The sequence below is a fragment of the Methylocaldum sp. genome (assembly GCF_035627495.1).
Taxonomy (GTDB): Bacteria; Pseudomonadota; Gammaproteobacteria; order Methylococcales; family Methylococcaceae; genus Methylocaldum.
In genome coordinates this window covers 21183-34266 of sequence record NZ_DASPLO010000142.1, presented here as the reverse complement: position 1 = coordinate 34266, position 13084 = coordinate 21183, and the positions used below count along the sequence as shown (strand labels likewise).

The following is a 13084-nucleotide window of genomic DNA, read 5'->3' as shown; positions in this document are numbered from 1 at the left end:
TTTGTACACCTTAACCTGTTGAATCGAGAATAGGATTTCTAATGGTGTCCATTAGACCACGGCTTCCCCGGCCGCCCCAAACCGCCGATTCGTCAGGGGCCTCCCAGGTTCCTCCGGGCTAATGGATAATCTGGGTTTAAGCAATTATTCTTAGTCCTCCGGAAAAACTAAACGAAATCGCCCATGCCCCATTCCAGCCCGCAATCCCTGGACCATACCCCCGAGTTCGACATCTATGCCGCCGAACTCGGCGGGCTGAACCTGGTCGAGGCCAGCGCGGGAACGGGCAAGACTTGGACTATTTCCGGGCTTTACGTTCGGCTGATTCTCGAGCTCGGCCTGAGCGTGGATCAGATCCTGGTGGTGACGTACACCAAGGCGGCGACCGCCGAACTTCAGGATCGCATTCGCAGGCGGTTGAGAGAGGTTCTTTCCGCCTTCGAAACCGGCACGAGCGACGACGAATTCTGCCGCGGAATGCTCGCGCTTTACGGCGACCGGGCCGAGACCGCCGTGCGCCGCCTCGGCTACGCGATCAGCGGGTTCGACGAAGCCGCGGTCTACACGATCCACGGATTCTGCCAGCGCCTGCTGAACCAAAGCGCCTTCGAGTCGGGAGCGGATTTCGATTGCGAACTGATGCCGGACGAAACCGATTTGCTGCGGGAAATCGTCGACGATTTCTGGCGGCGGGAGGTCTATGTCGCGTCCGGGGCCTGGGCCGATTTTCTGGCGCAAAAGAACCAATCGCCCGATCTTTGGCTGAGCGAAATTCAGCCCCATGTGGGCAAGCCGTTCCTGAAAATCGCGGGCCCTGTCGAACCGCCGGATGAAGCGGATGCCATCATGCGCTTCGAGCAGGCGGTGCTCGAAGCGGCGGAAGTCTGGCATGCCGAAAAGACCGCCATCGAGGCGCTGTTGCTGGACTATCCCGACTTCAGCCGAACCCGCGTCAAACCCGAGAGCTTGCGGAGCTGGCTCGACGACACAGCCGAATTTTTCGGCAAATGGCCGACATCGACACTGGAACAAACGCTGCAGCCGGTCGTATTGCCGGAAGTCCCGCCCTTGCTCGACCTGCCGGATGGCCTTCGGCATCTGACATCCGTTGCCCTTTCCGCTGCCGTCAGAAAGGGTTGCCAGCCTCCGCAGCATCCTTTTTTCCAATATTGCCAGACCTTGATCGAAGCGGACGAGGCCCTGCACCTGGATTTCGAAGCCCGGCTTCAGTGCCTCAAGCGGCGCTTGCTCGAGTTCTGCAACACCGAACTGGACCAGCGCAAGAGCGCGCTGCAAGTCGTCTGTTACAACGATTTGCTCAACCGCCTGGCGACGGCGCTGGATTCGGAACACGGCGAGCACCTGGCGGAAACCGTCCGCCGCCGTTACCGGACCGCCCTGATCGACGAATTCCAGGATACCGATCCGACTCAGTACCGAATCTTCCGGCACGTCTACGGCGACGGCGGTTTGCCGGTGTTCTTCGTCGGCGATCCCAAGCAAGCAATCTACGGCTTTCGCGGCGCGGACGTCTTCAGCTATCTGGAAGCGCGGAGCAACGAGCGCATCACCCGCCGCACACTGAAGATCAATCAGCGCTCCGAATGTGATCTCATTACCGCGGTCAATGCCTTGTTCGTCGGCCATCCGAAGCCGTTCCTGCTCGACGAGATCCCCTACCCGGAGGTAAAACCCGCCGCACGGCAGCGTGCCGTTCTGGATATCGAAGGCGACGGCGAGGAGCCGTTCCGCTTCCTTTTGCTGCCGCCGGAGCAGGACGACAAAGGAAAAGAGAAGCCCTATTCGAAAAGCGCGGCAAGCCAGTCGGCCGCCAAAGCGACCGCCTTAGAGATCGCCCGGCTGCTGCAAGCAGCAAGCGAGGGTGAGGCCGACCTGGGTGAGCGGAATCTCAACGGGGGCGACATCGCCGTATTGGTGTCCACCCACGTTCAGGCGCGTCTCGTCGAAGATGCGCTATCGGCCTGTGGCGTACCCAGCGTGCGGCAGGGGCAGGAGAACGTGTTCTCAAGTTCCGAGGCGGCCGAACTTGAGCGGATCTTGCTGGCGATCGCCCAGCCGGGACGGGAGCCGCTGCTCAAGGCCGCACTGGCGACGGAGATCATGGACCATACGGCCAACGCCATTCTTGATCTGCAAAAGGACGAAAATGCTTGGGAAGCCATCTTCGACCGCTTTCAGACTTACCATCAGCTCTGGCTGAGCGAAGGCTTCATGCCGATGTTCCGCCGCTGGTTCGAGGACGCCCGCATCACCGATCATTTGCCGAGATTCCGTGACGGCGAGCGGCGGCTGACCAATCTCCTGCACTTGGCCGAGTTGCTGCAAGTGGAGAGCCGCAAGAAATCGAGCATCGATACGCTGCTGGGCTGGTTCGGCCGCGCCATCCGCAAACCGTCCAAAAACGATGAAACGGCCCTTTTGCGGCTGGAAAGCGACGCCAAGCGCGTGAAGATTGTGACCATCCACACCAGCAAGGGGCTTGAATACCCAATCGTGTTCTGTCCGTTTATCTGGGACGGGCGACTGCGGCAGCGAAAAGCCCAATCCGTGCTTCTGCACCGCGACGGCGAATCGGTTCTGGACCTCGGCTCGGCACAGCTGGAGCTGAACCGCAGTCAAGCCGTTCTGGAAGAAATGTCGGAAAACCTGCGGCTCCTTTACGTGGCGCTCACCCGCGCCGTGTACCGCTGCTACGTCGTCTGGGGCAATGTTCGAAACGGCCGGGACAAAGGCGAAGGCTTTCACTCGACCGCCATGGCCTGGCTGCTGCACGGCGGCTCGCTGGCGCCGGAGGACGATCCGCTATCCGCCTTGGAGACAAGACTGCGAGAAGCCGATACCGATTTCATCGCGGCCGACATCCGCGGTTTTGCTGAACGGGCGCCCGGTTGCGTGAGCGTAAAGTTCATCGAAACCCGCCCCGTCCGCTACCAGGCTTTGGAACCTGAGAACGGCACGACACTGGCCATATGCGTCTTCCGGCGTCCGCCGCTTTACCCGAGTTGGCGGATGAGCAGCTTCTCCGGTCTGACCACCGGGCGGCATAGCGAGGCGCCGGATTACGACGTTCTGCCCGAGTCCGATTTGCCGGAAGCGCCGGGTGATTCCATATTCGCCTTCCCCCGCGGCGCCAGAGCCGGATCGTGCCTGCACGCGATTTTGGAGGAATGGGATTTTGCCTGCCGAGATTCCGAACGGCTCGGCGAGCTCGTTCGCCGCAAATTGAAAGCTCACGGCATCGACGACCGTTGGACACCGACCGTCCGTCAGACCCTCGAAACCGCCCTCGAAGCGCCACTCGACGACAGCGGGCTCAGGCTGTCCGATATTCCGCCGGAAAAGCGCCTGGTCGAAATGGAATTTACCTATGCGTTGCGAGGCGGCGATTCTCATGCCTTACGAACACTCCTTGCCGATCCGCGTTTCCGATGCGACCGCCGCTATGCCGAGGCCGCCCGGCTGCTCGACTTCAAACATATCGAAGGCTATATGAAAGGCTTTATCGATCTGGTGTTCGAAGTAGACGGCCAGTATTACCTGCTCGACTGGAAATCCAACTGGCTCGGCAACTCTCATGCCGATTACGCGCAGAACCGCCTCGCCGCCACCATGGCCCGCGAGCATTATTACCTCCAATACCTCATCTATACCGTCGCTCTGCATAGATACTTGAAACAAAGGCTGCCGAGTTACGACTACGAAACCCATTTCGGCGGAGCGTATTACCTGTTTCTGAGGGGTATAGCGCCCAAGCAGAAGACTGGAATTTTTTGGGATAAGCCGAGTTTGGAGTTGATCGAGGCCTTGGACTACTTACTGATGGGGATGTCGTAGAACATTGTCGAGTTATAAAGGACCCGGCAGAACAGTTTTTAAGGCAGAAATCCTGTTTTGATACCCTCACCCTAGCCCTCTCCAATCGCAAACGGTTGCTTTAATCGCAACCCTTCCAATCGCAAACGGTTGCTTTAATCGCAACCCTTCCCAAAGGCGAGAGGGGACCGGGTGCTCTCAAATACGACGCTTCACCGATAGTGCGATTGTCCTGTATGGGGCAACGCCGATACTGTTCATAAAACGAAATCCGGCGACAATAAGCCACCTCCGCACTTCGACCAATAACACCATGAACACCGAAGCCCGCGCTGCCTCGTTGCGTTCTTCCGCCCGAGCGTTACAGGCCAAACCGTCCTCGGCCGCCCCGAAGCTTTTGAAGCTATCGCCGCTCGGAAAGCAGTTTGCCGCTTATTTGCGCCGGCTGGATGGCGCCCCGGATGAAGCGGTCACCTGGGCGGCGCAGCTGGTCTACCAGGCCGTAGCGGAGGGCCATGTCTGTATTCGTCTCGACGACTATGCGGGCTCCGAAATAGTCGTTGGAGACGGCGACGCCGTCATCAAGCTGCCCGATCTCGCCGATTGGCTGGCTCTCCTCCGAAAGTGCACGCTGGTTGCGGAGCCCGGCGGGTTCGCGCCGTTGATCCTCGACGCCGGCAACCGGCTCTACCTGGCGCGCTATTGGCAATACGAGAAGACGTTGGCGGACAACTTGATGGCCCTAGCGGAAAGCCCATGCCCGGAAATCGATTTAGCCAAGCTTCGCTGCGAACTGGACCGGCTTTTCGCCCACAATACCGACCTACCCGATCGGCAGAAACTGGCCGCGGCGGTGGCCGCGCTGCGGCGGTTCTGCGTGATTTCCGGCGGTCCCGGAACGGGCAAGACATCAACCGTGGTTCGGATACTTGCCGCACTGCAATCCCAGTCCGGTGAAAAGCCGCTGCGCATGGCGCTGAGCGCCCCCACCGGCAAAGCGGCGGCGCGGCTTCAAGAGGCTATCCGCGAGCAGAAAGTAAAGCTGTCCTTGCCGCAAGCCGTGCTCGACGCACTCCCGGAGACCGCCTTTACATTGCATCGGCTGCTGGGCGCAAAACCCGATTCGGTTTATTTTCGCCATAACCGGAATAATCCGCTGCCGGTGGATGTATTGGTGGTCGACGAGGCGTCGATGATCGACTTGGCGCTGATGGCCAAACTGATCGACGCCCTGCCGGGAAAAGCCCGGCTGATTCTGCTGGGGGACAAGGACCAGCTCGCGTCGGTCGAAGCCGGAGCGGTGTTTGGCGATCTCTGCGAATCGTCCGGTTATAGCACGGCATTCTGCGATCAACTTTACGCGGCCTCGGGCGTCAAAATCCCGTCGGGCAATCTGTTCATACCGGCCCTGTCCGACTGTGTCGCCCTGCTCACTTACAGCCACCGCTTCGGTTCGGAAAGCGGCATCGGCCAGTTGGCGCGAATGATCAACGGGGGACGCGCCAAAGAAGCGGTCGAGTTGCTGGCCAGCGGCCGCCATCCCGAAATTCACTGGGAACGGACACGAACCGGCGGCAAAGCGGATTTGGTCCATAGAATGGAAAGCGGCTATCACGCCTTTTTTGCAGCCGTCGATTCGGGAACCGAGCCGAAGGACATCCTGAGGCTCTTCGGCCGTTTTCGGGTGCTCACAGCGCATCGGGAAGGTGATAGTGGGGCGGCGGGCATAAACCGGCTGTTCGAAGAACAGCTTTTCGCGCGAAAACGATTGCGCTGGGGAAGCCGATGGTATCCGGGTCGCCCGGTAATCGTAACCCGCAACGATTACGACCTTCGACTCTTCAACGGCGACATTGGTATTGCGCTTGAAACGGGCTCTGGACTTCGCGTCTTTTTCGAAGATGCGGACGGCCACATCCGAGGGTTTGCGCCGGCCCGTCTGCCCGAACACGAAACCGTGTACGCCATGACCGTTCACAAGAGCCAGGGGTCCGAATTCGACGAGATCGTGCTGGCGCTGCCCGATCTTGAGAGCCCCGTACTGGATCGTCCCTTGATTTACACCGCCATCACCCGAGCGCGGCATCGAGCCGAGATACGAGGCTCGCAGAAAATTCTGGAAGACGCCATCAAGCGTGTTCCCAACCGATCGTCGGGACTTCGCGAACGGCTTTGGACATATATCTGAGAGGTTGCGAAAAAACCGTGGCGAGCGGTCCAAGTCCGTTCCGAAATGTGCAGGCGTACGGCCCTCTCCCAAAAAAGGAGAGGGCGATCCAAAGAATCGCTTGCGCGATGTTTGGGTTAGATCGGTTACGTTGAGCAGGCGCGGAACCGGGCCGCGCAGTAGGTTTTTTCACGAGATCTGAGCAAACCTCCGGATTGAGCCGGCCTTACGGGGCGACTACAATGACGGGCTTTGCTGCGCGGCAGACATTATCCATGCACGACGAATTCCAGCAGCGCGCCCGGGAACTGATCGAAGCGGGGCGCTATATTCACGGCCGGGGCTGGGCTCCCGCCACCAGCGGAAACTTTTCCGCGCGGCTCGGAGACGGGCGCATCGCCATTACAGTGTCCGGAAGGCACAAGGGTGAACTGACCCCCGATGACATCATGCTGATCGATGCCGAAGGCCGGTCGCTGGATGGAAAAAAGCCCTCGGCCGAAACCTTGCTGCATACGTCGATCTATCGCCGCTATCCAAACATCGGCGCCGTACTGCACCCGCACGCCCCGAGCGCCACGCTGATTTCGCGGTTGTTCCGCGATGAACTGGTACTCGAGGACTATGAGTTGCTGAAGGCTCTGCCGGGCGTCGATACCCATGAGACCCGTATCGTCATCCCGATTTTCCCCAACGATCAGAATATCCCGAGGCTAGCGCTCAAGGTGGACGAATACATCGAGCTCCGTGGCGACATCCACGGCTACGTCATTGCCGGCCATGGGTTTTATACCTGGGGAGCCTCGGTGAAGGATGCCCTGCGCCATATAGAGGCCTTGGAATTTCTATTCGATCTCGAAATTCGCTTACACGGAGTAAGAACGCCATGAGCTTGCTGACTATCCATTCCGAAGACCGGCCGGAAGACGTCGAAGTAGTTCGCGACCCCGAGGCTATCGCCAAGAAGCTTTGGGAGATCGGCGTGCTGTTCGAGCGCTGGACCGCCGACCAGGAGTTTTCCGCCGACGCCGATCAAGATGCCGTCATCGCCGCTTACCGCCACTCCATCGATCGGCTGATCGACCGCTACGAATTTCGCTCGGTCGATGTGATCAGCATTCAGCCGGACCATCCGCAGAAGGCGGAACTCCGCGCCAAGTTTCTAAGCGAACATACCCACGACGACTTCGAGGTACGCTTTTTCGTCGAAGGAAAAGCGATTTTTTACCTGCATCCCAACGACAAGGTGTACATGGTGCTGTGCGAGCAAGGAGACCTCATCAGCGTTCCGGCGCATACCAGGCACTGGTTCGACATGGGAGAGAATCCGAACCTGAAGGCAATCCGCCTATTCACTACCCCTGAGGGCTGGGTGGCTCAATTCACCGGCCAGAAAATTTCCGACATCTTCCCCAAGCTCGAACAATTCTTGGCGCAGTACGCATGATTCGCGCAATTTTGACCGATATCGAGGGAACTACCTCATCCATATCCTTTGTCAAAGATGTATTGTTCCCCTATTCCCGTGAGCGTATGATGAGTTTCATCGCTCGTCATGCAAACGATCCGGAAATCGGGAAGCTGTTGGACGAGGTGCGTACGCTCTGTGGAATAGAGTTAAGTACGACACAAGTCGTGGAGCAGCTTATCCGTTGGATCGACGAGGATCGAAAGGCCCCGCCCCTCAAAGCATTGCAGGGGATGATCTGGGAAGAGGGATACCGCAAAGAGGACTATTGCGGTCACATCTACGAGGACGCCGTGCGCAAGCTAAGGGAATGGAAAGCTCAGGGCATCGATCTCTACGTATTCTCCTCGGGATCCGTCTATGCTCAAAAACTCCTGTTCGGACATACCGAACACGGAGATTTGACGCCGCTGTTCTCAGATTATTTCGACACCCGCATTGGCCCTAAGCAGGAAGCCGGCTCTTACCGGGAGATTGCCCGGCAGATCGGCTTACCGCCCGCGTCCATTCTGTTTCTCTCGGACATCGAAGAGGAATTGGACGCTGCAAAATCCGCCGGTTTTTTGACGTGTCAGTTGGTTCGCGAAGCCGCTGATTCAAATCCGACTGCCCATAACCAGGCGGCGGATTTCGATGCGGTGAATATTTCTTTATGAGAAAAGCAGCGTTTAACCACTGCGCTAACAGGATTCTTTAAGGGCGCTCAGGCCTGAAATCACGGGCACTTGAGAAGCCGATCAGAAAAGGCACGATATATGCTATTTATGAGGAGGCAGTTTTAAGGATTGATTCCATAGAACTCGGCAAGTAAAGTTCGCGTTTTTCGGTGAGCGGGTACCCGTTCCCCCAGGTATCGACGAATTCCCCGACTCCGCACGCTGGCGGAGAAAGGACTACGGAGAATTCTTCGATGCCTATGCGAAGACCTAACTCGAAAGGGAACTTAGCATATGAGCACAAACACGACTTCTCATCACAAGCATCAAGTATCCGAGGATGGCCTATCCCGGCGGGCATTTTTGACTCGTGCCGGAATAGCGGCTGTCGGAGCCTTACTATTACCTTCGGCCGATGCATTCGCGAAGGCTTTCAGTAGAGAACGCAAACTCTCGTTCCATAATGTAAATACGGACGAAGAGTTAACGCTCCTTTGCTGCCCTCAACAATATTATGACCGCCGAACACTGTATCGGTTCAGCCATTTTCTGCGGGACCACCGTACAGATAGCGTGCATACGATGGATCCGGCCCTGCTCGATTTGCTCTATGCCGTTTCGGTATTCACCGGGAGCCGCGGGACATTCCAGGTGATCTCCGGATACCGCTCGCCGGAAACGAACCGGATGCTGCGCAAGATCAGCCACGGAGTTGCCGAGCACAGCATGCACATGGAAGGCAAGGCGATAGATATTCGCATGAGCGATACTAATACGCGCACGATCCAAAAGGCGGCACTCGCCCTACAACAGGGCGGCGTCGGTTATTACCGGCGTTCCGATTTCGTCCATTTGGATACCGGCAAAGTTCGTTCCTGGTAAGCCCCCTGCCGGACAGATTCGCAGCGCTCTAAAGGCGGTTTTAGAGCGCTTCCTCGCCTAAGCCTATAATCGATTGTTGATTCCTGCCCGTTCAGCCGACACAACCTTTAACATCAGGTTTTTCCTGAACCGGGGAGTAGTCCCTCATCACTAGCATCATGTCCGGACCCAACGCCGGCACTGGTCATGACGGATAAGGAAAGCCCTTGGCCAGCAGGTCGCTAAGAATCAGATCATGGCCATAGATGTCGTCGTAGAAGCTCACATTGCCCAACTCGTCGGCCAGCACGGTCGAATAGAAGATGTAGACGGGTACGGCTTGCTTCAGGGTAACGGTCTTCGGCTTGGTTCCGTTCATGGCCGATTCGATCCGCTCACGCGTCCATTCTCCTCGGTCCGCTAGAATGAACTCGGCCAGGCCGACCGGATCTTCCACCCGGATACAGCCGTGGCTGAAATCGCGCCTGGCTTTCTTGAACAGCCCCTTGGACGGCGTGCTGTGCAGATAGACGTTGTTGTGGTTGGGAAACGCAAACTTGACCAAACCCAAGGCATTTTTGGGACCCGGCTTCTGTCGTAGCTTGAGAGTACCGGTTGTAAGCATCTCGATATTTCTGAGACTCGAGTCGTAAACGGGAGCATTGGGTGAGAAATTGGGGACGAGTTCCAGACTGTTCTTCGCCAAATAACCGGGATTACTGAGAATTTGCGGCAGCATTTCCTTGACCGTGATCTTGTACGGCAGATTCCAGTAAGGCCGAAAGATGAGGTAGGTCATGTCGGAGTGAAAGACGGGCGTATGGCGTCCGTCGACCGATTCTCCGACGATCACGTTCATCTGAAGATCGGACCGCCCGAACGCGGAGCCCTCTCGAAAACCGAACAACTGGAACGACGGAATGTTGACGACAAGATAGTTACCGCGGATCTGTTCCGGCAACCAACGCAAACGCTCCAGCCCGAGCTGAATTTGCCGCAAGCGGTCCACAAGCGGGAAATTAAGCCGATTCAGAGTGCCCTTTCCAATAACGCCGTCCGCCACCAGCCCATGGCGCTGCTGAAACCGCTTAACCGCTTCCGCCAGCTCGGGCCCGTAGGCTTGGGAACCAGCCGAGCCGGGCTTGATTTCCTTCAAATCCCCGAGGGCGTGCAATAGACGCCTGAGCGCCGGCACGTCTTTATGGTGATCTCCCGGACCGAATTTCGCCGGAAATGAGAGCTGGACCGGAACCGTTTCCTTTGCCAGCGCCTGATAACGGGGCAGCGCCGCCTTGAGCCGTTCGTAGACAGGAAACTTGGGCTCCAAAGCATTGATCATCGCTGCCGGTTGCTGGCTCTGCGCGATTTTCTGAACCAGATGCGGCAAGTCCACCCTCTTCGGCTCGATACTCAGTCCGTAATCGATGTTATGCGGATTGATGCGCCCGAGGTAAAGATTCGATACATAACGCATCGCCGAAAGACTCAAGGCAACATCAAAGGAAGCAATTTCCCGAGGATTTGCGGTAGTCGCATTGAGTTCGCTCAACCACTTGCCCAAAAGCTCCGCATCATAATCCGTAGCGTTTAATCCTTTGTCGTCTGCCTCGCCTAAGCTAGCCACCAGCGACTGCGCCTGAGGCGTCGGTTTTCCCGCGCGCAGCCATAAAGGGGCAAGGCCGTTCTGATGATAAAGCTGCTCCAGTTGTGCCTGATAATCAGAAAACTTGCCCCAGCGCAATTTAGGGTGCGCGCCCTCCTTGACGAGACTTTGAATGTGGGTGGCAGGGATATCCGGAATAAGTTCCGGAGCTTCGGCATAAACCACGCTCACGGCCCCGGAACCGAAAGCTAATAGGGTTACAGCAAATCGAAGAAAAATCCCCATGGATGGGCAAACTTTGGTCATCACATTTTTCCTTGCGGGCAATAGAAGCACCTTAACGGCGCGATTGCGTGCGGGTTCGTAACAGCGAAGTATAACGCCGAATGATCATGCCTTGGACTCCGGGCATAACTGTATCAGCAACGGATACGCCTCCTTAGAACCCCACACATACGCCGAATCCAACAAAAGCCTAGTACTTTACTTGGGAATTATATAGGACTAAAATGGTCCTCAATTAAATAGGTAGCGCCATGCTTCGCATCAGCAAATTAACCGATTACGCCATCATCGTTTTGGGATATATGGCCAGAGAACCTGAACGAACTTATGCCGCGACCGATTTGGCCGATTCAACCGGCGTAGCAATCCCGACGGTCAGCAAGATTCTAAAAATTTTGACCAAGGCCAGCATCCTGAAATCCACACGCGGTTCCAAAGGCGGCTATCAGTTGACCCGATCACCCGCCAAAACCAGCGTGGCGACCATTATTTATGCCCTCGAAGGGCCGATCGCCCTGACCGAATGCGGACTCGACCACGATCAGTGCCAGCAATCCTCATCGTGCCAGATTCGAGGCAATTGGGGCGTCATCAACCGAGCGATTCGAACCGCCCTGGAATCGGTCAGCCTGGCCGACATGGTCATGCCCTTAACTAAAGCGCCCGAGGAAATCCGTATCCCGGTCAGCACCCTTCACTATCAGCCGAGATAAATAAAGAGGCGGAGTAAACATCATGTCTGCGACAGCGCAAACTTTGGATAAACTCATCAAGAAGGAATATACGCCAGGCTTTGTCACCGATCTGGAGGCGGATACCCTGCCGCCCGGCCTCAACGAAGACGTGATACGCGCCATCTCGGCCAAGAAAAACGAGCCCGAGTTCATGCTGGAATGGCGACTGGAAGCCTACCGTCATTGGTTGACCATGCAGGAGCCGACATGGGCGTTCGTGCACTATGGCCCCGTCGATTATCAGGCCATCAGCTATTATTCGGCGCCGAAGACTCAGGAGCGACCGACCAGCCTTGACGAAGTGGACCCGAAGCTGCTGGAAACCTACAACAAGCTCGGCATTCCTCTCTACGAACAGCAACGGCTGGCAGGCGTAGCGATCGACGCCGTGTTCGACAGCGTATCGGTAGCGACGACCTTCAAAGAAAAACTGGCGGCGGCGGGCGTGATCTTCTGCTCCATGTCGGAAGCGATTCAGAATCATCCCGACCTGGTGCGTGAGTACCTGGGCAGCGTGGTTCCGCCCGGCGACAATTTCTTCGCGGCGCTCAACTCGGCGGTGTTCTCCGACGGCTCCTTCGTCTACATCCCGAAAGGCGTGCGCTGCCCGATGGAACTGTCCACCTATTTCCGTATCAACGCCGCCAACACGGGCCAGTTCGAACGCACGCTCATCATCGCCGAAGAAAGCTCCTACGTCAGTTATCTCGAAGGCTGTACCGCCCCCATGCGGGACGAAAACCAGTTGCACGCGGCGGTGGTAGAACTCGTGGCCCTGGACAACGCGGAGATCAAATACTCGACGGTGCAGAACTGGTATCCGGGCGATGAGGAAGGCCGCGGCGGCATCTACAACTTCGTCACCAAGCGGGGCGATTGCCGGGGCCGTAAATCCAAGATTTCCTGGACCCAGGTGGAAACCGGCTCGGCCATCACCTGGAAATACCCGAGCTGCATCCTACGGGGGGACGAGTCGGTGGGCGAGTTCTACTCGGTGGCGGTGACCAATCACTGCCAACAGGCGGACACCGGCACCAAAATGATTCACCTCGGCAAGAACACCCGCAGCACCATCATTTCCAAGGGCATCTCCGCCGGCCGTGCTCAGAACAGCTATCGCGGCCTCGTGAAGATTCTGAAAGGCGCCGAGAACGCGCGCAATTACACCCAGTGCGACTCGCTTCTGATCGGCGATCGCTGCGGCGCGCACACCTTCCCCTACATCGAGGTCAAGCAGCCCACGGCCCAGCTGGAGCACGAAGCCACGACGTCCAAGATCAGCGAGGATCAGCTGTTCTTCTGCATGCAACGCGGTTTGTCCGCCGAAGATGCCGTATCGATGATCGTGAACGGCTTCTGCAAGCAGGTGTTCAAAGAGCTGCCCATGGAATTCGCCGTGGAAGCCCAGGCCCTCTTGGGGATCAGTTTGGAAGGTAGCGTAGGGTAAACCACTATGTTAGTGGGAGACGCACCTAA

At 57.4% G+C, this 13084-nt stretch carries 9 protein-coding genes; 8 read left to right on the top strand and 1 reads right to left on the bottom strand.

Annotated features, from left to right (window positions below; all coding sequences use genetic code 11):
* Window positions 1-183: 183 nt before the first annotated feature.
* The 6 genes from recB (at window position 184) to mepK (ending at window position 9007) form a co-directional block, all read left to right on the top strand.
* A complete protein-coding gene (gene recB / locus VEB01_RS11695; RefSeq protein ID WP_324875622.1) occupies window positions 184-3855 on the top strand; it encodes an exodeoxyribonuclease V subunit beta in 3672 nt (1223 codons plus the stop codon).
* 292 nt (window positions 3856-4147) lie between these two features.
* The gene (gene recD / locus VEB01_RS11690; RefSeq protein ID WP_324875620.1) at window positions 4148-6022 is read left to right on the top strand and encodes an exodeoxyribonuclease V subunit alpha; all 1875 of its coding nucleotides are present in this window, start codon (window positions 4148-4150) and stop codon (window positions 6020-6022) included.
* 221 nt (window positions 6023-6243) lie between these two features.
* Window positions 6244-6891 carry a methylthioribulose 1-phosphate dehydratase gene (locus tag VEB01_RS11685; protein ID WP_324875618.1) on the top strand — a complete coding sequence of 216 codons (648 nt, stop codon included), beginning with the start codon at window positions 6244-6246 and terminating at the stop codon, window positions 6889-6891.
* Entirely contained in the window at window positions 6888-7448 is a 561-nt protein-coding gene (locus VEB01_RS11680) for a 1,2-dihydroxy-3-keto-5-methylthiopentene dioxygenase (RefSeq protein ID WP_324875617.1), read from the top strand. Before VEB01_RS11685 ends, VEB01_RS11680 begins: the two co-directional genes overlap by 4 nt.
* The gene (mtnC, locus tag VEB01_RS11675; RefSeq protein WP_324875616.1) at window positions 7445-8125 is read left to right on the top strand and encodes an acireductone synthase; all 681 of its coding nucleotides are present in this window, start codon (window positions 7445-7447) and stop codon (window positions 8123-8125) included. Before VEB01_RS11680 ends, mtnC begins: the two co-directional genes overlap by 4 nt.
* Window positions 8126-8419: 294 nt before the next feature.
* Window positions 8420-9007, top strand: a complete 588-nt coding sequence (gene mepK, locus VEB01_RS11670; protein WP_324875615.1) for a peptidoglycan L,D-endopeptidase MepK — start codon at window positions 8420-8422, stop codon at window positions 9005-9007.
* Between the two features lie 184 nt (window positions 9008-9191).
* Here mepK and VEB01_RS11665 read toward each other — a convergent pair whose 3' ends face one another.
* A complete protein-coding gene (locus tag VEB01_RS11665) occupies window positions 9192-10895 on the bottom strand; it encodes a L,D-transpeptidase family protein (protein WP_324875613.1) in 1704 nt (567 codons plus the stop codon).
* A gap of 230 nt (window positions 10896-11125) precedes the next feature.
* On the opposite strand from VEB01_RS11665, the gene VEB01_RS11660 reads away from it, so the two are divergent.
* Both VEB01_RS11660 and sufB read left to right on the top strand, forming a co-directional pair.
* Window positions 11126-11587 (top strand): SUF system Fe-S cluster assembly regulator, encoded by a 462-nt coding sequence (locus VEB01_RS11660; protein WP_324875611.1) that lies wholly within the window; start codon window positions 11126-11128, stop codon window positions 11585-11587.
* Between the two features lie 22 nt (window positions 11588-11609).
* Complete coding sequence (sufB, locus tag VEB01_RS11655) at window positions 11610-13055, top strand: Fe-S cluster assembly protein SufB (RefSeq protein WP_324875610.1); 1446 nt, start codon at window positions 11610-11612, stop codon at window positions 13053-13055.
* Window positions 13056-13084: the final 29 nt, after the last annotated feature.

Bases quoted from the DNA above. Each gene is read 5' to 3' on its own strand.
- recB (WP_324875622.1), top strand. From the start codon at position 184: ATGCCCCATTCCAGCCCGCAATCCCTGGACCATACCCCCGAGTTCGAC.
- recD (WP_324875620.1), top strand. From the start codon at position 4,148: ATGAACACCGAAGCCCGCGCTGCCTCGTTGCGTTCTTCCGCCCGAGCG.
- VEB01_RS11685 (WP_324875618.1), top strand. From the start codon at position 6,244: ATGACGGGCTTTGCTGCGCGGCAGACATTATCCATGCACGACGAATTC.
- VEB01_RS11680 (WP_324875617.1), top strand. From the start codon at position 6,888: ATGAGCTTGCTGACTATCCATTCCGAAGACCGGCCGGAAGACGTCGAA.
- mtnC (WP_324875616.1), top strand. From the start codon at position 7,445: ATGATTCGCGCAATTTTGACCGATATCGAGGGAACTACCTCATCCATA.
- mepK (WP_324875615.1), top strand. From the start codon at position 8,420: ATGAGCACAAACACGACTTCTCATCACAAGCATCAAGTATCCGAGGAT.
- VEB01_RS11665 (WP_324875613.1), bottom strand. From the start codon at position 10,895: ATGACCAAAGTTTGCCCATCCATGGGGATTTTTCTTCGATTTGCTGTA.
- VEB01_RS11660 (WP_324875611.1), top strand. From the start codon at position 11,126: ATGCTTCGCATCAGCAAATTAACCGATTACGCCATCATCGTTTTGGGA.
- sufB (WP_324875610.1), top strand. From the start codon at position 11,610: ATGTCTGCGACAGCGCAAACTTTGGATAAACTCATCAAGAAGGAATAT.